The following is a 19,544-nucleotide window of genomic DNA, read 5'->3' as shown; positions in this document are numbered from 1 at the left end:
ACCGGCTGCCACCCCTCGCTCACGGACGCGCCCGGCCGGGATCAGGTGACGCCGCGCATCAGCCTGCTGAGGCGCTTGCGCGAGACGGCGACCGCGCCCGCGCAGGCCAGCGCCGCACAACCGAGCACGGCGAAGTAGGTGCCGAGCGACCAGACGGTGCCCAGCCGCACCACCTGGGAGCTGAGCGCGCTGCCCATCGCCACCGAGAGGAACCACAGGCTCATCAGCTGGTTGGCGAACCGGGGCGGAGCCAGGCGGGTGGTGACGCTCAGCCCGGTGGGGCTCAGACACATCTCGGCCATGATCTGCACCAGGAACGCCATCAGCAGCCACATCGGGGAGATGCGTTCGCCGCCCGCCGCCGCCACACCGGCACCGGCCATGATCAGCGTCGCCACCCCCAGCCCGCCGAGGCCGATGGCGAACTTGGCGGCGGTGCTGGGCTGTCGGGTGCCCATCCGTATCCACAGCGCCGCGAAACTGCCCGCCAGCAGGATGCTGTAGAAGGGCCCGAGCGACTGGAACCAGCTGGTGGGGAACTCCCAGCCGAAGAGGTAGCGGTCCACGTGGTCCCGGGCGAAGAGGCTGACCAGCGAGCCGCCCTGCTCGGCGATCACCCAGAACATGCTGGCCGCCAGGAAGATCCAGATGTACGCGCGCAGCCGACTGCGGTCGACCCGGTCCAGGCCCGCCGTGCGGAACATGGTGACGAAGTAGACCAACGGGATCAGGACGGTCAGCGCCGTGACGGCCTGGATGACGCCCTTGGTGAACGACATGCCCCACAGCGCCACCAGGCCCAGGCAGAGCAGTACGACGAAGGCGACCGCCGCCGCGCAGAGCCCCAGCATCCGCCGCAGTTCGGCGGGTTCGGCGGTACGCGCCTGCTCACGGGTGACCGCGGGCAGCCGTCGCCCGCCGCGTACGCAGACGAGCAGGCCGATGAGCATGCCGACCGCGGCGGCGCCGAACCCGGCGTGCCAGTCGATCCGTTCGCCGAGGTAGCCGGTGATCAGCGGGGCGGCGAAGGCGCCGACGCTGATGCCCATGTAAAAGAGGGAGAAGCCGGCATCGCGCCGTGAGGCGTCCCGCTCGGCGGCGTCCTGCTCCCGGTCGTAGAGCCGGCCCACCATGGTGGAGATGCTCGGCTTCAGCATGCCGGTGCCGGCGGCGACCAGCAGCAGCCCGAGGTAGGTGGCGGCGGAGCCGGACGGCAGGGCTAGGGTGCCGTGTCCCGCGGTGATGAACACACCCCCCCACAGTACCGCCCGGTACGAGCCCCAGAGCCGGTCGGCCAGCCAACCGCCGGGCAGCGCCAGCAGGTTGACCAGCGCACCGTAGATGCCGAAGACCGCCGCGGCGATGTGCGGGGCGAGCCCGAGCCCGCCCTGGTCCTCCGGTGCGGCGAGGAAGAGGACGAGTATCGCCCGCATCCCGTAGAAGCTGAACCGCTCCCACATCTCGACGTTCCACAGTGTGAGCAGCCCCCGTGGGTGTCGATTCCGGGTGCGCCCGTCCTTCTGTGCGGTGTCCCCCGTTGCCACGCTGTCCTCGCCCTCGCCCTCGCCCTCCGGTGTCGACATCAGCGCTCAGTGCCCCGCGACCGGTCTCAGCCGGCCAGCGAGGTCGCTTCGAGTTCGTCGCTGACCAGGAGCAGCGGAATGCCGTCGACCACCCGGTAGGTGCGACCGCACTCTGCGTCCCCGCAGGTCATCGTGGCGCTCGCCTCGTCGAGGCCGAGCCGGGTCTTGCAGACTGGGCAGGCGAGGATGTCCAGCAGACGGCTTTCGATCATGAGAGGTCCTTCGTGTCGTGAGATGTCGTGCTGTCGAAACTGCGGTGAGGGACCGTCCGTGGGGACGGGTGCCGCGGCTCCCCCGGGCCGGTTCACATCCGGTGGTGTGCCGGGACGGGAGCGGACACGTTCGGTGGGGGTCCCGAGACGGGGGCCTCGGGCTGTGGGGCCTTGGGGTGCGGACCCTCGGCTTTCGGGGCCTCGCGTCGTTCGGGCCCGGACAGCGCCGCGGCGAGTACGGCCCGTACGGGCGCGCGGGCCTTGAGGCGCATCTCGTCCAGCTCGGCGTACGGATCGGAGTCCAGCACGATCGCGCCGCCCGCCCCGACGTTCCAACGGCCCCCGGTGCGGACCGCGGTGCGGATGACGATGTTCAGATCGGCGCCACCGGACAGGCCGAAATAGCCGATGGAGCCGGAGTACAACCCGCGCGGGCGGCCCTCCAGACGGTCGATGATCTCCATGGTGCGCAGCTTGGGCGCCCCGGTCATCGAGCCGCCGGGGAAGCAGGCGCGTACGCAGGTCACCGGATCGGCCGCCGGGCTGAGCCGACCGCGGATCGTCGAGACCAACTGGTGTACCGTGGCATAGGACTCCACGTGCATCATCCGGGGCACGTGGACGCTGCCGACCTCGCAGACCCGGCCCAGGTCGTTGCGGAGCAGATCGACGATCATCAGGTTCTCGGCGCGAGTCTTGGCGTCCTCGGCGAGCGCCTGACGGGCGCGGACGTCCGCCTCGGGGTCGTCCTCCCGGGGCGCGGTGCCCTTGATGGGTTTGGACTCCACGGTGCCGCCGGGGGTGATGCGCAGAAAGCGTTCGGGTGAGGAGCAGGCGGCCTCCATTTCGCCCAGGCGCAGATACGCCCCGTACGGCGCCGGGTTGATGCGGCGCAGCCTGCTGTGGACCTCCAGGCCGTCCGGGTCGCCGGGTATGCCCAGGGTGTCCGTGAGGCAGACCTCGTAGCTCTGCCCGGCCCGCAACGCCGCCAGGCACTCCTGAATGTCGTCGAGATAGCGGTCCGCGCCGCGGTCGCCGGACGGGGCAGGGTAGTTCGCGGGCGGCACCGGTACCGGCTCGGCCTCCGGGCGGGGCAGTGCGCGCAGCGTGTGCGCTGTCCGCTCCAGCCACTGTCGCGCCCGTGCGGTGTCGGCGGTGTCGGGGCGGGAGAGGCAGAGCATATGGGTCTCGCCGCGCTCGTGGTCGACCGCCACCAGCCGGTCGGCGAAGATCCAGCCTGCGTCGTCGGCCGCCGAGGGGCGGGTGAGCGGGGACCCGCAATCTGCCCGCAACTCGTAGCCGAGATAACCGACATAGCCGCAGACGAAGTCGAACGGCAGGTCGAGGGCGGGGATGCGGCGTCGCTCCAGCTCGTCGCGCAGATAGTCGAAGACGCTGCCCCGCACCTCGGTGGTGGTGCCGTCGGCGCCGGTCACGGCCACCGTCCCGGAACCGGCGCGGTAGCGGACGGTCTCGGCCAGCGGGCCCGAGGCGTCGCCGAGGAAGGAGAAGCGCGCCCCGCCGCGTTCCGCGCGTGAGCTGTCGAGCCAGAAGGCGTGCGCGGTGGCGGAGAAGAGCTCGCGGAAGACCGCCTCGGTGTCCGGCTCCAGCGCGAGACGGCGGTGGTGCAGCTGGTACTCCGCGGCGGGTCGGGCGGGTGCGCGCCCGGCGGGCGCGCCCGGCACCGCGTCCGGGCGGGTAAGTCCGGTTTGCGCCCCGGCCGTTGGCGCACCGCTAGGCTGAGTGCCGCCGGACCGCGTACCGGCGGGCCGTGCGCTGAGGGGCGCGCCCGCGGGTCCGGTCCGGAGCGCGGGCCTGGTCGAGGGGAGCGTACGCGGCCGGGAGACGGCAGTGCGCGGGGTGCCGACCACAGCGTGGGAACGGGCGAGCCGCACGAAGTTGGCGATCAGCCGGTCGCCGTGCTCGGCGCAGGCGGACTCCGGGTGGAACTGCACTCCCCAGCGCGGCAGAGACCGGTGCCGCAGCCCCATCACCACTCCGTCCTCCGCCCAGGCGGTGGCTTCCAGCTCGGACGGCAGCGGTTCGCGTACGGCCAGTGAGTGGTAGCGCACCCCGGTGAAATGCTGCGGCATGCCGGCGAACAGCTCCCGCCCCCGATGGTGCACCGGGCTCAGCCAGCCGTGGCGCGGTTCCCACGCCTGCTCGACCCGGGCCTCACCGGCGAGCGCGAGCCCCTGGTGGCCCAGGCAGACGCCGAGGATCGGCAGCCGGGACTGCGCCAGCAGTCCGGTCAGATGCCCGAAGTCGCCCGGGACGCCCGGGTGTCCCGGGCCAGGCGAGACGACCAGCGCGTCGTACCCCGCCATGTCCGGGCTGAGCAGCACCGGGTCGTCGTTGCTCACCACGTCGGGCTCGGTCCCGGTGACCGAGGCGATCAGCTGGAACAGGTTGTAGCTGTAGGAGTCGTAGTTGTCCACGAGTAAAATCCGCATGGAGGCTCCGTTGGCTGGTCCGGGGACGTCGGGATGACCGGTGGTGCTCATACGCCCATGGCCAGACCTCCGTCGACGGGTACCACCGCGCCCGTCACATAGCCGGCCGCCTCGGAGGCGAGGAAGGCGATGACCGCGGCGACCTCCTCCGGTTCGGCGGCCCGGCCCAGCGCGCTGCCGTCGACGATCTGCGCCTGCCGCGGCGCGGGCAGATCCGCGGTGAGCGCGGTGCGCACGAAGCCGGGCAGCACGACGTTGCAGGTCACGCCGTGCGGGCCCAGCTCGCGGGCGACCGTCCGGCCTAGCCCGACCAGGGCGGCCTTGGAGGCCGCGTAGTTGGCCTGTCCCGCCATGCCGAGCACGGCGGCGACCGAGGAGACCAGCACCACCCGGCCCCATCCGCCGTCGACCAGAGCGGGGGCGGCCCGCCGCAGGACGCGCCAGCTGCCGGTCAGATTGGTGTCGACGACGCGCTGGAAGGCCGCGGTGTCGGAGCGGATGAGGAGGTTGTCCTCGCGTACGCCGACATTGCAGACCACGATCTGGACCGGCCCCTGACGCCGCACGGCGCTCTCGAACGCCCGGTCCACGTCCGCCGTTTCGGTCACGTCGCAGCGGACCGCGCCCAGGCCCTCGGGCGCGCCGCCGCCGCGAGAGGCGACGGTCACCCGGTGGCCCTGCTCGGCCAGCGCACGGGCGGTGGCCAGTCCGATTCCCCGGCTGCCGCCGAAGACCAGTGCCGAACGCCTGGGCACGGCAGGGGAGGTGTCGGCGCACGCGGCCTGTGCGTCGGCCGTCGTGGGGGCCGCGTGGTGATCCGGGGCTTCGGTCGAGTGCGTCGGGGCGGTGTGGTGTCGGTCGGGGGTCACGGCAGCGGCACCACTCTTTCGAGCGGCTGCATGAAGTTCAGCGCGACCGGGACCGCTGCCGGATGGAGGGCGGCGGCCTTCGACAGCACCTGCCCCGGCCCGGTGTCCACGACGGTCTCCACACCGGAGTCCAGAACGGCGAGCATCGCCTCGTTCCAGAGCACGGGGGCGGAGAGCTGCCGCAGCAGGTCGGTGCGGAGTTCGCCGGGGTCCGTGCTCGGCCGGCCCGTGGTGTTCAGGAGTACGGGCACGGTCGGCACGACCGGTCCGAGCGCGTCGAGCGCCGGGGCGAGTTCTTCCTGCACCGGGTCCATCAGCGGCGAATGAGAGGCCACCCCGGCGGTCAACTCCCTTATGTGCACGGGGTCCTCCTCGGTGGACGCCTCGGCGGCCCGCGTGGCCACCCAGCGCACCGCGGCTTCGTCGCCGGAGACCACGGTCTGCCGCGGCCCGTTGAGACAGCCGGTGACGGCCGTTCCCACAGCGGTCGGGCAGTCCGCGCACCACTCGGCCACCCGCGCCGGTGCGACGCCGCTGATCGAGGCCATCAGCGCCGGGCGGCGGCGCGACTGCTCCGCCATCAGCCGGGCGCGGCGGGCCACCAGCGCCAGCGCCTCCTCGAAGGCGATCGACTCGGCGGCGACGAGCGCCGCGAAGTGGCCCAGGCTGTGGCCGCCGATGAAGGTGGGCGGGGCCAGCCGCTCGCCCAGGTGGGCGCGCAGCGCGGCGCTGCCGGCCAGCGCCGTCGCCACGACCGCCGGGTGGGAGATCTCCGGCGGTGCCAGCTCGGGCGCCGTACCGGCGCGGCAGAGCCGGGCCAGGTCGAGCCCCACAGCCTTCTCCGCGCGCTCCAGCACCTCGACCGCGACCGGGAACGTGCGGCACAACCGGCGTGCCATGGACGGCAGATGGGAGCCGGCGCCGGGGAACACCAGCGCGTAGCGGCCGGCCGAGAGCGCGGGCAGCGGCGTCATACGCCCACCTCCTGCCACAGCCTGGCCATGTGTACCTTGCCCGAACCGGTCCGGGGCAGCCGCTCGGTCAGATGGAAGCGGGTGGGCACCTTGTACGAGGAGAGCAGCCGGGCGAGATGGCGCCGCAGTTCGATCTCGGTGACGGCTGGCTCGGCTGCGACGAACGCGACGAAAGAGTCACCGGTTCGCCCTGGCGCCGCAGGCGCCGCGCTCACCCGGCACTCACTGACGCCGACCATCGAGGAGATGGCCCGCTCGACCTCGTCCGGGTCGACCTTCCGGCCTGCCACCGTGATACGGCGGTCGGTGCGCCCCTGTACCTCCACCAGCCCGGGTCCGGGCAGCCGACCGGTGTCACCGGTACGGAACCAGCCCTCGCGCAGGGCCGCCGGGGCGAGTTCCCGCAGCCCCCAATAGGCGACCTCGGCCCCCTCCTGGCGCAGATGGAGATCGCCGGTGGTGTCCGGGCCGGGGTCGGTGAGCCAGTTGCCGTCCTCGTCCGACAGACGGGCCGTGACGCCGGGCATCAACCGCATCGGTCCGTCGGGATCGTCCGCGGCGAAGGCGATCTGGCCGAACTCGGTCGCCCCGTACTGGTCGCGCATCGGGACGCCGACGCGTTCCCGCCAGGCGCGCGCCAGTTCGCGTGGCAGCGGCTCACCGGCCGAGAGACAGAACCGCAGACTGGGTGCCTCCAGCCGCTCGCCGCACTCCAGCATGGCACGGTAGAGGAAGGGCACGCTCTGCATCGCGGTGGCGCCGCTCTCCCGCAGCGTACGGGCCAGGCCGGCCGGTGAGGGCGGATGGGAGGCGAGCACCAGGGTGGCGCCGGTCAGCAGCGCGGGCAGCAGGGCGGCGCCGAAGGCGTACGCGTGGTGCAGCGGTGTGGTGCACAGCATCCGGTCCTCGCGGGTGTATCCGGCGCTCGCGGCGAAGGCGGCGGAGTTGGCCAGCGTGACCGGCCAGCTCTTGCGCACCACCTTCGGCAGTCCTCCGGTGCCCGAGGTGACCAGCCCGATGTACGCGGGCGCACCGGCACGGTCCGCGAGGCCGCCCCCGGAGGTGTCCGGCCGAGCGCGGACGGCGGTCCCCCCGGGCATCGCGGCAACTGAAGTTCCGTACCAATGCCCGACATTGCCCAGCTCTGCGACCTGGTCCCGTTCGGCGGCGGTGGCGCGGGCGTCGTAGAGCACGACCTCCACGGCGTTGGCTATCAGCGCGAGCAGCGCGACCGCGGTGTCGGAGTGGTTGCCGGCGAGCAGGCCGACTCGGGTCCGCCCGCCCGCGGGTGCCGACAGCGCGGGTCGGGCGAGCTGGACACGGTCGTACAGCTCGGCCCAGGACAGGACGGCGCTCTCGTGCTCCAGCGCCGCCCGTTCGCCGTCCCGCAGGGCGCGCTTCCGCAGCAGCTCCAGCAGATCCGGCGGGGCGGGTGCGGTGCCGGTGGGCACCGTGCCGTCGGGTGCGGTGCTGTCCGGAGTGGTGCGGTCGGGTGTGATCACGTGCCGTCTCCTGCCACCACGGTCAGCCGGGAGCCTCCGCAGTCCAGCTTCATGCTCCGTGCGCCGTGTGAGGCCCGCCACCCGGCCAGGGCGGCGAACGGCGCGGTCACGTCCGTACCCCGGCCGCCCGTCGAGCCCGCCGGGCCTGCCGTGTCGTCCCGGCGGACGGCCGGGTGGCTGCCGCCGGGGCGCCAACCGGTCACCCCGCCCCAGCCGTTGACCTGCCCTCTGCTGTCGCCGCTGCTGCCGAGAATCGCGGCGGCGGTGGTCAGCAGCGGTACGGACTCGTCGTCGATCGTCGCGGGCTGCGGCCAGTGCGCGGCGGCCACCAGCACGCTGCGGCAGCGCCCGGAGCGCACCATGAGCGCGGCGTAGCCGAGTGCGTCGACGCCCGCGGCAGCGCCGGTGAGCGTCACCGCGCAGCCGTCGAGATGCAGGGCGATGCACAGTTCGCCGGTGAGCGTGTGCGGTGAGTAGTGCAGAAAGCACTCCGGCGCCAGCCAGCGCGGTCCCGGTCCGGCCAGTACCTGGGCTATGTAGGTACCGGTCGCGGCGGTGGCGCCGTCGGAGGCGGTCACGCAGCCCATGTTCCGTACCTCGTCGGGGGAGAGCCCCGCCTCGGCGACGGCGGCCTCGGCGGTGGTCAGCAGCGCGGGGCGCAGCAGGTCCCGCACGGCCAGAGGGATACGCGGCAACTCCTCGGTGCTCTCGGGCAGTCGGGGGACGGGCTGCGGCACGGAACGCACGGTGAGCCCGGCCAGGCTCACGGGCGTCGCGGCAGCGCCCGGCAGGGAGGCGCCGCTCGCGGAGAGGCCGGTCGCGGGGGAATCAGTCACGGCTGAACACCACCGCCACGTTGGAACCGCCGAGTCCGCAGGAGATCGTCATGCCGACCGACGGCGGTGCCTCCGGCGGGCGGTCGCCGAGGTTCAGATGGTCCCAGCGCGGATCGCGGTCCTCCAGGCCCAGAGTGGGCAGGACCTCGCCGCGTGCCAGCGTGAGTACGGTCATGATCGCCTCCACGGTGCCTGCGGCGCCCTGGCAGTGGCCCAGGGCGGCCTTGGTGCTCACCACCGGAACCTTCGGCAGCCGGTCGCCCAACACCTCATCGAGCGCCCGGAGTTCGGCGATGTCGCCGTGCCGGGTACCGGCCGCGTGCGCGTTGACGTAGTCGAGCAGGCCCGGTTCGGTGCGGGCGTCGGCGAGCGCGCGCCGTACGGCCTTGGCGACGCCTTCGTAGTCCGGACGCGCGGCCTGACTCGCCTCGTTGCTGCTGCCCCAGCCCCGCAACCGGGCATAGCCGGGGGTGGTGGCGGCCGTGGCCCGCTCCAGGACCATCGCGGCGCCGCACTCGGAGATCCGGATGCCGGCGCGGCGGGTGCTGAACGGGCGGCAGCCGCGCGGATTCAGGGTCCGCAGCGAGGCGAGCCCGTGGAAGGCGGTCTCGGTGACGGTGTCCACGCCGCACACCACGACGCGCTCCACGACGCCGTCTCGCAGCAGATCTGTCGCCACTCCCAGCGCGGTGGCACCGGCGGCGCTGGCGTTGCCCACCTGCACGACGGGGCCGTCGGCGAAGGGGGGGCCGTAGGGTTGCCAACCAGCGTTCGGATGCGGGCTGTTGCCCTCGGTCCAGGCGCGCCACACCTCGGTGCCGGGGCAGCCGCCGCTGTCGGTGGTGCCCAGGACCAGCGCGGTCGGCACCTCTCGTACGCCGGTGCGTTCCCGCGCGTCGGCGAGCGCGGCCATGACGGCGCGGTGCAGCAGGTACGGCAGCCTGGCCACCTCGCCGGGGGCGGGTGCGCCGGGCTCCGCAGGCACGAAGCCGGCGATCCGCGTACCGGTGCGCGAGACGTCGAAGTGGGTGACCTCGCGGAACTCGCCGTCGCCCGACCGGCAGGCGCGCCAGAGGGCTTCGGTGCCCACGCCGCCCGGGGACAGCACCCCGAGTCCGGTCACCACGGGGGCGCGATCGGCGTCGGCTTCGGTCTCCGCGACGCCGACGCTCTCGGCTCGCGCGACCTTTGCACCCGCGGTGCTCACGGCGTCTCCGCGGGGGCGTGGCCGTGGGTGTCGAGGTAGCGGACGAGTGCGTCGACGGAGTCCGCGATGTCCCACAGCTCTCCGTCGGCGATGCGCTCGACCTCGAAGTCCCGCTCCAGTGCGGCGAGTACGACCACGATGTCCAGGGAGTCGATGCCTACGTCGTGAAACTTCTCGCCGCGGTCCAAGGCGTGGGCGAGCTGGGCCCCGATCCGCGCGCCCAGACGGTCGCGCACCAGCGCTTCCGTCCGGTCGGCGGCCGAAGCCTGCCGGTCGTCCTGCATAGCCTCTTCCTTTCCGTGCCCGGTGCCGCTCCGGCTGTCGCCGGTCCCGCGTCCGATGTCCTGCGTGCGGTGTCCCGCCTCGATGCCTGCTGCCCTCGTGCCCGCTGCCCTCGTGTCCGGCGTTGTCACGTCCGGTGCGCCGCGGTGTGTCCGCTCAGGGCCTGCCCGCCGCCTGCGCGTTCGGTGTCGGCCCGCCCGAAGTCGCCCACGTGCAGGTGGACTTCGCGCCGGGTCGCCACCGCCGCCGCGTAACCGGGCAGTCGCACCGGTACGGTCCGCACCGACCAGCCGTCCAGCTCCCGAGGCCCGGCGACGACCAGCCGTCCGTCGTCGTCCAGCCGCGCGCCGACACCGGCCAGCGCGGTGCCCAGCCCGAGCCCGGTCGCCTTGGCGTACGCCTCGCCGCAGGCCCACGCGGCCAGTACCGCAGGCCGGGCGCGGGCGGCCGGCAGCGTCTGCCACCGGTCGTGTTCGGCGGGCGCGAACACCCGTCGTGCCAGCGTTCGGAGATCACCGGCCGCCGTGCCCGACTCGACGTCCACGCCCACGCCGTGCTCGCCGTGCGCCACCGTGACCGCGGCCAACTCGTCCGAGTGCGCCAGCGAGAGGGCCAGATCCACGCCGGGCAGCGCCAGCCGTACCGGTCCGTGGTCGGCCGCACCGCACCGGGTGCAGGTGACGCGCAACGGGACCTGGTCCGGCCGCAGTCCCAGCCCGCGGCCCAGCATCCCTCGCAGCAACCCGCGGGCGACGCTGAACCGGGCGCGGGCCGCGTCCGTCATCGCCGCGCCGCGCAGCCGCTCCTCGTGGCTGAGCAGCGAGGCGTAGCTGCGCGCCGAGCCGGGGGTGACGCGCTGCTGCCAGAGCCGGGCCCGCCCCGGTCCGGGCAGCACCACGCGGGCGTCGGGGCCGTTCACCGGTCCCCGCCCAGCTTCAGCAGGCGCCAGATCTCCTCGACGGTCTCCGCCGCGCTCTGTTCGGAGGTGTCGAGCCAGTGCCCGATCCCGGGAGTCTCGTCGCGGAAGGCGGCGTCCAGCGCGTCCGCGCCCCACCCGCCCTCGCCGTACGCGTGGTGGGCACGGGCCGCGTCACGACCGCCGACCACCTCCGCGCGCGGCGCCAGGACGACGACGTGCACGGTGAGGGTGTCGCCGAGCATGGCGACGAACTCCTCCAGATAGGTGCCAATGATGTTGTCCTCGGCGATCACCGGGAAGCCCGCAGCCGCGTAGGAGCGGGCCAGAAACGCGAGGTGGCGCAGCCTCAGCCCGTACTGGAGCAGCGCCTGCGGCTTCCGCGCCGGGGACATCTCGGCCCGGCCGGAGACCACCATGCGCCGCAGCACGTCGCCCTCGATCAGCACGGCGCGGTCGAAGCGCCCGGCGAGCAGCGCGCCCACGGTGGACTTGCCGCTGCCGGGGATACCGGTGACCACCACCACGGGTGTGGGGGAGCCGGACCCGGGGCTGGGTGCAGGGGCACTCACGAGACCGGCGCCTTCGTGCGGGCGCGGTCGGCGGGGCCGTGGTGGACCTGCCACTGCAGCGGTTCGTCGCGGAAGGTCAGCACCTCCACCACCGCGCGGTTGACCAGGGGCTCGACCTTCTGGAAGGAGCGCTTGACCACCTCGGTGCCGGACTCGCCGAGGCCGTCGGGCAGGTACTGCTTGATCTGCTCGAAGAGCAGCCACTGCCGGCCCTTGCGGTTCTTGGTGACGCGCTCGACGTAACTGGGCCTGATGCCATACTTGTTGGCGAAGTGCCGCAGGGTGTCCTCGGTCCAGGCGTCGCTCCACCGCAGCATGAAGTAGGGCAGGTCGGTGAGGGCGAAGGGCGGCGGCATCCGGTAGGTGATCACCGACTCGGGCTCGAACCAGACCGTGCCGCCAGCGTCCAGCACTCGCTGGCTGAAGTCCAGGTGCTCACGGGTGGTGAGCAGGCCCTCATCCATCCCGCCGACCTGCTCGAAGACCGAGCGGCGCACGACCGCGCAGTGGAACTCGATGATGTCGCACTGCTGGCGCCGCATCTCCTTCTCCGGCACCTCGGTGATGTGCTTCATGAAGTGGCGCTGGGTCTGCTTGAACTCCCTCGTGCCCCAGACACCGGAGAACTCCATGTCGCCGCCGGCCATGTGGACCACCTGCTCGTCCAGCGGGCCGTGCAGGTAGAGCGGGCCGACCATGGCGGCCTTCTCCTCGTCCGCGCAGGCCACAAGCGGTTCGAGCCAACCGGGCGTGTAGTCCACGTCGTTGTCGAGGAAGACCACGTACTCGCTCTTGGCGAAGCGCAGTCCCACGTTCCGCGCGCAGTTGGGCGAGACGTACTTGTTCAGGCGGATCGCGGTAAAGCCCAGCTCGTCGCCGAGCCGCTTGAGCCGTTCCCACCGGTCCCGGGGGGAGTTGACGTCGACGTACACCACGTCGCAGGGGAGTTCCGTGTGCTCGTAGAAGCTCCTGAGCGACTCCTCCGCGTAGGAGAAGCGCTCCCGGCTGGTGATGATGGCCGTCACACGGGGCGAGTTGTCCATGTCTGCTCCAGGTTCACCGGGGAGTGGGTTGCGTACCGGGCTCCGTCGCGGCGGATTACCGGGCTGGCCCGCGGGTCAGTCGGGTCGGACGGTGATCAACGAGTAATGGCCGTAGGCGGGGGTGGCCACGCAGCCCCCGAAGCCCGACTCCGCCAGCAGCGAGGCCAGTTCGGGCAGGGTGCGGAGTCGGCCGCCGGTCATCACGGCCAGTGCCAACGAGTAGCCTGCCGCCGAGTCCGAGCCGTGCCGGGAGTCGTCGAGCAGTACCTGGTGGATCAGGAGCCGCCCGTTGGGTGCGAGCGCCTTGCGGGCGCGGCCGAGCAGGGTGCGGCAGCCCTCGTCGTCCCAGTCGCTCAGTACATCGGCGAAGAGCACCCGGTCCTGCTCGCCCGGCCAGGGTTCGCCGAACATGTCGCCGGCCCGCAGCCGTACGCGCCCGGTCAGGCCCGAGTCCTCAATCAGCTGGACGGCCTGACGCTCGATCACCGGCAGGTCCAGCACCTGTGCGGTCAGCCGTGGATTGCGTCCGGCCAAAGCGAGCGAGTAGGTGCCCACGCCGCCGCCGATCTCCAGCAGACTGGTGCAGTCGCCGAGTTCGAGGTGATCGGCGAGCGCCGCCGCCGGTCCGGCGGAGTGCGCGTGCATGGCGCGGGCGAACAGCTCGCCGTGATGGCGGGAGCGGTTGTGGGTGTCCCAGATTCCCTTGCCCCGGTAGCCGTACGGTGTCCCCTCGGTCACCAGGGTGCGGACGGCGGTGCAGCGCTCGTCCCAGCCGAGACGGAGCATCGGGGCCCAGTGGCGGGCGGTGCCCGGCAGCAGGAAGGACCGGGCCGTGGCGGTCGGGTGGTACGCGCCGCCGTGCACGATGAGCAGGCCCTGCGCCGTCAGGGCGTTCAGCAGGACCGCGGTGCCGTGCGGGTGCAGTTCGCGGTCCGACGCCACCGCGGCGGCGGACGACGGCCGCTCGGCCAGCGCGGCGAACAGACCGAGGCGGTCGGCCACGGCCACCGCGGAGAGCCGGTACTGCGATGCCAGCACATCCATCATCAGGGTGTCGTCGGGAGCTGCCGCATCCGCTTCACCGACAGGCAGCAGCGGGCTGTCGGACGTCATTGGGCGCCGGCCTCCGCGATGCGGCCGGAAAGGGTTTCGACGAGCTCCCGGACGGTCGTGTAGCGCATCGGGTCGATGTCGTCGTTCTCGAAAGTGAGGTCGTGCTTCTGCTCGAAATGGCTGAAGACGTAGGCCATGGTGATCGAGTCCAGTTCCAGGGCGGAGACCGGGTCGTCCAAGGTGATTTCCGCGGCGCGACCCGGCGCGGTATCGCACTGCTCCATCAGGACCGTACGGATTTCCTGGAGAATTTCGCCGTCCGAACCCATGCCACTGCTCTCCTCACCGAAAGCGAACAATGATTCACCGGTGCGCCGTATAGGTAGGCGCAGCCGGGCACGACCAGACGCTATGCCTAGGGGAGAATGCTGTCAACGGTTTCCCCGAAGCCTTGAAATTGCAGCGAAAAACGCTTTTCAGACCCCATGGGATTTCACTCCAAGGGGCCTTATGAAAGGCGTTCGGCGACTCGTCCGATTACCCGCAGATGAAGTTCTCCAGGTTCTCCAGAGGTTTTCCCGCGCCGAAGCACCACTGCGTCTCGCCGAGCAGTCGGCGGGTGATGAGCACCCCGTCCGTCTCGACGGCCGGAGGGCGCTCGCTCCCGTGCCAGCGGTGCATCTCGTTCAGCAGTCTCTCCAGGCTGTCGGCGAGCAGCGGGATCTCCTCGTGTGCGACGGCGTAGACACCTTCGGCCTGGAAGCGGTGCAGCCCCAGCATCAGCAGCCCGAGCTTCTGTGCCCGGCCCGCCGCGGTCAGCGCGGCCTGTGAGACCCGCCGCACCGACTCCTGGTCGGCGTCGGCGAGCGCGTGGCCGAGCAGGAACAGCTGCGGCTGGATGTCGCCGAGTACCAGGACATCCATGCCCTTGGCGACCAGGGACGGCAGCGGCCCGCCGGGCCACACCCTGCTGTGGAACGCCCGCAGTTCGGCGATGTCCTCGGCCAGCGCGGGCAGCGAGGCGGGGAGCAGCGCGTCGGCCATCTCCTCGGCGCCGCGTGCGCGCGGTGGCGCGATGTCCTCGACCAGCGCTACGCGCGAACAGGCCTTCCGCAGCTCGGAGTCGACCTTGAGGGTTCGGCGGTAGCCCTCGGCGGCCGGAGCGTCGACGTCCAGCAGGTGCAGGCCCTGCTCGTCGAGCCGGTGGGCGAGCACCATGTGGTGGTGGAAGTGTTCCTGGCCCTCGTACTTGTCGCCGGGCCAGTGATAGCCGTCGGGCATCAGCACCACCGGGGCGCCGGTGTCCAGCACCTCGGCGACCAGCGGCCACTGCCGGGCGCCCTCGCCGATCCCGGTCAGATGCCAGCGCACGGTGCACGCGGGGAAGTCGCTCACCGGCCCGTACCACTCGCCGCGCCGAATCAGGTCCAACGGTGCGGCCATGCCCTGTGCGATCTCCCTTCTTCCGTAGCCGTGTCCCACCAGCACCGCTTCGACGGAGCGCAGGAAGCAGCCCAGTCCGTCGAGCCCGATGCTCTTCCAGCCCAGAGCCGCCGTCGGGTCGAAGGCGTACTCGGGAGTGTGCGGGCGCGGTGTCGCGGCCCGGGGTGCGGGACTGTGGTCGCTCACGTCGTCCTCCTGGTGTTCCGCAGTACGGTCGCCATCAAGGTCAGAGTCGGGTTGTGCGCCCCGGAGCTGGGGAAGAGGCTGCCGTCGGCGGCGAAGACGTTGTCCATGCCGTGCAGCCGCCCCTCGCCGTCGGTGGCGCCTTCGTGCGGGTCCTCGCTCATGCGCATCCCGCCCAGCGTGTGGAAGTTGCCCGGCACGAAGGCCGGTTCGTCGGGGAAGGCCGCCGAGCGCGTCTCGGGCAGGGCCGCGACGGCGTCGGCGCCGGCCGCGCGCAGCAGCTGCGCGAGCCGGGGCAGATAGAAGCGCTGGGCCGCGGTCTCGTGCCGGTGCGGCGTCCAGCGGATACGGGGCACGGGTACGCCCCGCCAGTCCCGGAGCCGCGGGTCCAGCGTCACGGTGTTCTCCCGCTGGGGTACGTCCTCGCCGTGCATCTGGACGCCCAACAGACGGTCGCGCAGAGGGCTTTCGTCCATCAGCCGCTTGAACGCCGCCCCGTACGGCACCTCGGTCAGCTCCGGAAGCAGCCGCCGGTAGACGCGGCCCTCGGCCACCCGCCCCAGCGGGGTGCCGCCGAGCTCGACCACTCCGCCGCGGAAGTAGGGCAGTCCCGCTTCGTTCGCGGCGGCGCGGGCGCCGGGGTGGTCGGGGTCGGCGAAGTCGTCCAGCGCGTGAGTGATGTTCCGGCCACGCTCCCCGCGCACCCGCTCGGAGGCGAACAGCCCGTAGGCGATCGAGTACCAGTGGAACATCAGATACCGGCCCACCAGCCCCGCCGAGTCCGGAAGTTCGGAGAGCAGCGCCAGTCGGCAGGTCTCCACCGCCGACCCGGCCAGGACCACCCGGCGGGCGGGCAGCTCGTGCTCGTGGCCGTCCGCGTCGCGCCACACCACCGAGCGGGCGCGCCGGCCCTCGTACCGGACCCGGGTCGCGGTCGCCAGCGGGATCACCTCGGCGCCGGCCAGCACCGCCCGCCGCAGCGGAACCAGCGCACTGCCGCGCGACTGGTTGGGGCAGCCGTACCCGCAGCACGCGCCGCAGTCCAAACAGGCCGGACGGCCGTCGTAGGCACGAGAGTTGGCGGCCATCGGCATCGGGAAGGGCCGCAGTCCGAGCGTGCGGGCGGCGGCGGCGATGCGCAGCGAGGAGGGCTGGTCCGGTCCCGGGGGCATCGGGAAGTCGGCCCCGCGCGGCGCGTGCCGCAGGGTGGGGAAGTCCGGCAGCTGCTCCAGGGAGCCCTGGACGCCGAGGATCCGCTCCATCTCATCGTAATACGGGGCGAGTTGAGCGTAGTCGAAGGGCCAGTCACGTACGTCGGCGTCCGGCAGCGGGCCGAGCAGCGAGCGCTTGGAGAAGTCCAGGTCCCACAGGCGCGGGGTCTTGGCGTCCCAGTGCACCGAACCGCCGCCCACCGTGGCCGGCAGCGCGTTGACGAAACCGGTGTGGCGGCCTCCGCCGGGTCGGCGCTCCTCGTAGACCCGGGGCTCGGCCAGCACGTCGGGGTACTCGAAACCCCGGATCGACCCCTTGACCTCGTCGGAGGAGAAGCGGTGCGAGGGGGCCGGGGCGGCGAGGTCGTCGAAGTGGTTGGGGCCGCGTTCGAGCACCGTGACGTCCCAGCCGCGTTCGGCGAGCACCATCGCGGCCACCGAGCCGCCGGGGCCGCTGCCGATCACCACCGCGCGCTCAGCCATCCTCGCCGCCCAGAACCACCCGGCGCGCGGCGGCGGTGAAGTCCCGCAGGAGCGCGGCGGTCTCGTCGCCGTACGGGGCGGGAGCGCGTCCGGTGCCAGCGCCCGTGTCGGTGCCGGTGACGGCGTCGGAGTGCGGAGTGCGGCCGGTCGGGGACGGCGGCACGGTCCGGGGCGGCGGCACGGTCGGGGTGGTGAGCACGGCGCTGCCGGGGGCCGGGCGCCCGCGGTAGACCGGATCTCCGTAGGTCCCCTCGATGGCGTGGTCGAAGAGCAGGCCGCGGAAGGCGTGCGCCCGAGGGTCGCGCAGCGCGCGGTTGCGCACCTCGGGGCAGGCGGCGGCGAAGTCCCCGTCGGCGAGCCGGTCGAGGAGGGCCGTGCCCTCGCGGTAGGCGTCCTGCAACTCCCGTACGCGGCGCAGCCATCCGTGCCGCTTTTCCGGTGAGAGCGGTACGTGCGCGTTCCCGGAGCCGACGGCGTAGATCAGCGGCGGGTCGACACGGAAGGCGCCGAGCAGTCGGTCGGCGTAGTGCACCGCCCCGGCCTCGCGTGCGCCGGGCTCCCGTTCGCCGGGCAGATCCATCGGTCCCGGAACGAGGAGCGCCATCGCCTCCCGCACTACCTCCGCCTGGGGCGCGGAGAAGTGAAGCCACGTCAACTCTTTCTTCTCCGTTGAAACTTGCGGATAATCAACCGGTACGTCCATGTTCTTCCCTCTTTGCTGAAGGAGATCCGTATGAGCCAGACCGAGACCGCCTCCCCCCACGGAGCCGGGCGCTCCGGCGGCGCCGGTACGGCGTTCACCGTCACCCGCAGCCTCCTCGGCGCTCGGGTACCGGAGTTCACCGGAAGCGACGACGTGGAGGTGCACAGCCTGGTCTCGTCCGACCATGTGCCGCTGTACCTCTTCGCGGTGAAGTCGCTGGCCCGCTGCTGGTCGGAGGTCACGCCCGTCGTGCACGACGACGGCACGCTCACCGCCACCGACACGGCGCGGCTCAAGCGGCTTGTCCCCGGCGTGCGCGTCATCGGGCGTGCGGAGGCCGACGCCCGGGTGGCCGAGCTGCTGGCGGACCACCCGGTGCTCGCCGCGGTGCGGCAGAACAACGTCCGCATCCTCCAGCTGGTGGACTACTTCCTGCTCGCCGAATCCCGGTCGGTGGTGAGCATGGACAGCGACGTGGTCTTCCTCAACCGCCCGCAGCGGCTGATCGAATGGGCCGCCGCACCGGCGCAGGAGCGCTCCGCCTTCCTCTACTCGCCCGAGTTCGGCTGGGAGCCGCAGGGCGTGCACTGGATAGCGGACCACCTGCCGGGCGTGCCCCACGTGCGGTACATGTGCTGCGGGTTCTCCGCCGTGGACCGGATTCGCTTCTTCGACGCCGACTTCCTGGAGCGCACCCTGGCCGGGCTGCCCCGCGAGATCAGCTTCGCGCCGCGCTACGTCACGCAGATGTCGTACTCGCTGCTCGGCGGTCGGCCCGGCATCGCGTCGGAGAGCCTGGAGGAGCCCTACCGGTCGGGTCGCCTGGAGTGGCTCCCGGACCGGGAAGATCGCGTGATCTGCCACTACTTCGCCTCCCATGAACGTTCCACGGCGCTGGACAACCTGACCGAGGAGGCACCGCTGCTCACCCGCGCGATCGGACTGCCTGCCGTCGGCTGAACGAAGCGGTGCGTGCCGCCGCCGGGGCGGCACGCACCGTGCTCACAGCGGCACTTCCGGACCGCCCGCGGCGGCGGACGCGTACGCGCACTCCACGACCCGGGCAGTCTCGAAGATCTCCGTCGCCGGCCGGTGCCAGGACGAGGGATCGGCGAGCACCTGGCGGAACTCGCGGTACATCGGCGGGAACCACTCCAGATGGGTCTGGTCCTTACTCGGGGAGACCAGGTTCCGCCGGTAGGTGCTCCCGCCCGCGGCGCCCTCGACCACTCCGTCGTCGATCCGCAGCCATCCGCCGGACCCGTGCACCGAGTAGTGGTTGGAGCGCACTTCGCTGATCCAGCTCAGCTCGATCTCGCAGTGCGCGTCGCCGAAGTCCAGCCGCACCCGGGCCTCCTCGTCGACCGCCAGCGGGTCGCCGCCGGCCCGGCCGACCGTGCAGGAGACCCCCTTGGGCGGCCTGCCGAACAGCCGTAGCGCCATGTAGACACAGTGCGTGCCGTGATCCAGCAGGATTCCGCCGCCGGCCAGTTCGCGCGAACGGCGCCAGTCGGGCGCGAACTCCGCGACACCGCGGGCGTGGCGGTCGCGCAGTATCCGGAAGACCGCCGACTCCAGCCGACCGGTCCCGGCCCCCTCCACCGCGGCCGACAGCTCATGCATCACCGGCGACGTCCCGTAGTTGTGGAACGGGAAGAGCAGCCGCCCGCGCGAACGTGCTAGCTCCACCAGGCCGCGCGCCTCCTCACCGGTGACTGCGACCGGCTTCTCGCAGATCACATGGACACCGGCGGCGAGCGCCGCCCTGGTCTGCGGTACGTGGAACACCGGCGGGCTGCAGATGTCCACCACGTCCAGCGAGGCACCGGCCGGCGAGGCGAGTAGCTCCTCCAGCGAGGCGAACACCCGCCCGCCGTCCAGCAGTTCGGCCGCCCGTGCACGGCTCTCCGCACCCGGTTCCACCACAGCGACGACGTCCGCGTCGGCCACCGAGCGGTAGCCGGCGAGCCGTGCGCCGCCGGAGGTGCCGAAGCCCGAAAGGGCCACCTTCAACGGCAT

General features: G+C 72.4%; 19 protein-coding genes. 1 reads left to right on the top strand and 18 read right to left on the bottom strand.

Annotation, left to right across the window (positions count from 1 at the left end):
- Window positions 1-41: 41 nt before the first annotated feature.
- The 17 genes from ACF08M_RS27565 to ACF08M_RS27485 form a co-directional block, all read right to left on the bottom strand.
- The gene (locus ACF08M_RS27565) at window positions 42-1,583 is read right to left on the bottom strand and encodes a peptide MFS transporter (protein ID WP_392187949.1); all 1,542 of its coding nucleotides are present in this window, start codon (window positions 1,581-1,583) and stop codon (window positions 42-44) included.
- 26 nt (window positions 1,584-1,609) lie between these two features.
- On the bottom strand, window positions 1,610-1,795 hold the full coding sequence (locus tag ACF08M_RS27560) for a Trm112 family protein (RefSeq protein ID WP_392187948.1): 186 nt from the start codon (window positions 1,793-1,795) through the stop codon (window positions 1,610-1,612).
- A gap of 92 nt (window positions 1,796-1,887) precedes the next feature.
- Window positions 1,888-4,248 carry an aminodeoxychorismate synthase component I gene (pabB, locus tag ACF08M_RS27555; protein WP_392187947.1) on the bottom strand — a complete coding sequence of 787 codons (2,361 nt, stop codon included), beginning with the start codon at window positions 4,246-4,248 and terminating at the stop codon, window positions 1,888-1,890.
- Between the two features lie 47 nt (window positions 4,249-4,295).
- Window positions 4,296-5,003, bottom strand: a complete 708-nt coding sequence (locus ACF08M_RS27550; protein WP_392187989.1) for an SDR family oxidoreductase — start codon at window positions 5,001-5,003, stop codon at window positions 4,296-4,298.
- A gap of 110 nt (window positions 5,004-5,113) precedes the next feature.
- On the bottom strand, window positions 5,114-6,091 hold the full coding sequence (locus tag ACF08M_RS27545; protein WP_392187946.1) for an ACP S-malonyltransferase: 978 nt from the start codon (window positions 6,089-6,091) through the stop codon (window positions 5,114-5,116).
- Window positions 6,088-7,593: a class I adenylate-forming enzyme family protein gene (locus ACF08M_RS27540; RefSeq protein ID WP_392187945.1), complete on the bottom strand. Its 1,506-nt coding sequence runs from the start codon at window positions 7,591-7,593 to the stop codon at window positions 6,088-6,090. Before ACF08M_RS27540 ends, ACF08M_RS27545 begins: the two co-directional genes overlap by 4 nt.
- Window positions 7,590-8,429, bottom strand: a complete 840-nt coding sequence (locus tag ACF08M_RS27535; protein WP_392187944.1) for a hypothetical protein — start codon at window positions 8,427-8,429, stop codon at window positions 7,590-7,592. The genes ACF08M_RS27540 and ACF08M_RS27535 overlap by 4 nt, the downstream gene beginning before the upstream one ends.
- The gene (locus tag ACF08M_RS27530; protein ID WP_392187943.1) at window positions 8,422-9,636 is read right to left on the bottom strand and encodes a beta-ketoacyl synthase N-terminal-like domain-containing protein; all 1,215 of its coding nucleotides are present in this window, start codon (window positions 9,634-9,636) and stop codon (window positions 8,422-8,424) included. The genes ACF08M_RS27535 and ACF08M_RS27530 overlap by 8 nt, the downstream gene beginning before the upstream one ends.
- Window positions 9,633-9,920: an acyl carrier protein gene (locus ACF08M_RS27525; RefSeq protein ID WP_392187942.1), complete on the bottom strand. Its 288-nt coding sequence runs from the start codon at window positions 9,918-9,920 to the stop codon at window positions 9,633-9,635. The genes ACF08M_RS27530 and ACF08M_RS27525 overlap by 4 nt, the downstream gene beginning before the upstream one ends.
- 125 nt (window positions 9,921-10,045) lie before the next feature.
- Window positions 10,046-10,837, bottom strand: a complete 792-nt coding sequence (locus ACF08M_RS27520) for a 4'-phosphopantetheinyl transferase family protein (RefSeq protein ID WP_392187941.1) — start codon at window positions 10,835-10,837, stop codon at window positions 10,046-10,048.
- On the bottom strand, window positions 10,834-11,406 hold the full coding sequence (locus ACF08M_RS27515; protein ID WP_392187940.1) for an AAA family ATPase: 573 nt from the start codon (window positions 11,404-11,406) through the stop codon (window positions 10,834-10,836). The genes ACF08M_RS27520 and ACF08M_RS27515 overlap by 4 nt, the downstream gene beginning before the upstream one ends.
- Window positions 11,403-12,449: a glycosyltransferase family 2 protein gene (locus ACF08M_RS27510; RefSeq protein WP_392187939.1), complete on the bottom strand. Its 1,047-nt coding sequence runs from the start codon at window positions 12,447-12,449 to the stop codon at window positions 11,403-11,405. Before ACF08M_RS27510 ends, ACF08M_RS27515 begins: the two co-directional genes overlap by 4 nt.
- 75 nt (window positions 12,450-12,524) lie before the next feature.
- Window positions 12,525-13,562 carry a methyltransferase gene (locus ACF08M_RS27505; RefSeq protein WP_392187938.1) on the bottom strand — a complete coding sequence of 346 codons (1,038 nt, stop codon included), beginning with the start codon at window positions 13,560-13,562 and terminating at the stop codon, window positions 12,525-12,527.
- Window positions 13,559-13,831, bottom strand: coding sequence for an acyl carrier protein (locus ACF08M_RS27500; protein WP_392187937.1), 273 nt, complete (start codon window positions 13,829-13,831; stop codon window positions 13,559-13,561). The genes ACF08M_RS27505 and ACF08M_RS27500 overlap by 4 nt, the downstream gene beginning before the upstream one ends.
- 208 nt (window positions 13,832-14,039) lie before the next feature.
- Window positions 14,040-15,131 carry a hypothetical protein gene (locus ACF08M_RS27495; RefSeq protein ID WP_392187936.1) on the bottom strand — a complete coding sequence of 364 codons (1,092 nt, stop codon included), beginning with the start codon at window positions 15,129-15,131 and terminating at the stop codon, window positions 14,040-14,042.
- The gene (locus ACF08M_RS27490) at window positions 15,128-16,822 is read right to left on the bottom strand and encodes a GMC oxidoreductase (protein ID WP_392187935.1); all 1,695 of its coding nucleotides are present in this window, start codon (window positions 16,820-16,822) and stop codon (window positions 15,128-15,130) included. Before ACF08M_RS27490 ends, ACF08M_RS27495 begins: the two co-directional genes overlap by 4 nt.
- Complete coding sequence (locus tag ACF08M_RS27485; RefSeq protein WP_392187934.1) at window positions 16,815-17,477, bottom strand: hypothetical protein; 663 nt, start codon at window positions 17,475-17,477, stop codon at window positions 16,815-16,817. Before ACF08M_RS27485 ends, ACF08M_RS27490 begins: the two co-directional genes overlap by 8 nt.
- 78 nt (window positions 17,478-17,555) lie before the next feature.
- Here ACF08M_RS27485 and ACF08M_RS27480 point away from each other — a divergent pair, with 78 nt between their 5' ends.
- Window positions 17,556-18,485 (top strand): hypothetical protein, encoded by a 930-nt coding sequence (locus ACF08M_RS27480; RefSeq protein ID WP_392187933.1) that lies wholly within the window; start codon window positions 17,556-17,558, stop codon window positions 18,483-18,485.
- 42 nt (window positions 18,486-18,527) lie between these two features.
- Here ACF08M_RS27480 and ACF08M_RS27475 read toward each other — a convergent pair whose 3' ends face one another.
- Window positions 18,528-19,544, bottom strand: coding sequence for a Gfo/Idh/MocA family protein (locus tag ACF08M_RS27475; protein ID WP_392187988.1), 1,017 nt, complete (start codon window positions 19,542-19,544; stop codon window positions 18,528-18,530).

It is taken from the genome of Streptomyces sp. NPDC015032 (genome assembly GCF_043080425.1).
Classification (GTDB): domain Bacteria; phylum Actinomycetota; class Actinomycetes; order Streptomycetales; family Streptomycetaceae; genus Streptomyces.
This window is presented reverse-complemented; position numbering and strand designations above follow the sequence as displayed.

Excerpts from the sequence above, each read along its gene's own strand:
- pabB (WP_392187947.1), bottom strand. The coding sequence starts at position 4,248 with ATGCGGATTTTACTCGTGGACAACTACGACTCCTACAGCTACAACCTG.
- ACF08M_RS27480 (WP_392187933.1), top strand. The coding sequence starts at position 17,556 with ATGAGCCAGACCGAGACCGCCTCCCCCCACGGAGCCGGGCGCTCCGGC.
- ACF08M_RS27565 (WP_392187949.1), bottom strand. The coding sequence starts at position 1,583 with ATGTCGACACCGGAGGGCGAGGGCGAGGGCGAGGACAGCGTGGCAACG.
- ACF08M_RS27545 (WP_392187946.1), bottom strand. The coding sequence starts at position 6,091 with ATGACGCCGCTGCCCGCGCTCTCGGCCGGCCGCTACGCGCTGGTGTTC.
- ACF08M_RS27500 (WP_392187937.1), bottom strand. The coding sequence starts at position 13,831 with ATGGGTTCGGACGGCGAAATTCTCCAGGAAATCCGTACGGTCCTGATG.
- ACF08M_RS27525 (WP_392187942.1), bottom strand. The coding sequence starts at position 9,920 with ATGCAGGACGACCGGCAGGCTTCGGCCGCCGACCGGACGGAAGCGCTG.
- ACF08M_RS27505 (WP_392187938.1), bottom strand. The coding sequence starts at position 13,562 with ATGACGTCCGACAGCCCGCTGCTGCCTGTCGGTGAAGCGGATGCGGCA.
- ACF08M_RS27475 (WP_392187988.1), bottom strand. The coding sequence starts at position 19,544 with ATGCCGTTGAAGGTGGCCCTTTCGGGCTTCGGCACCTCCGGCGGCGCA.
- ACF08M_RS27560 (WP_392187948.1), bottom strand. The coding sequence starts at position 1,795 with ATGATCGAAAGCCGTCTGCTGGACATCCTCGCCTGCCCAGTCTGCAAG.
- ACF08M_RS27490 (WP_392187935.1), bottom strand. The coding sequence starts at position 16,822 with ATGGCTGAGCGCGCGGTGGTGATCGGCAGCGGCCCCGGCGGCTCGGTG.
- ACF08M_RS27510 (WP_392187939.1), bottom strand. The coding sequence starts at position 12,449 with ATGGACAACTCGCCCCGTGTGACGGCCATCATCACCAGCCGGGAGCGC.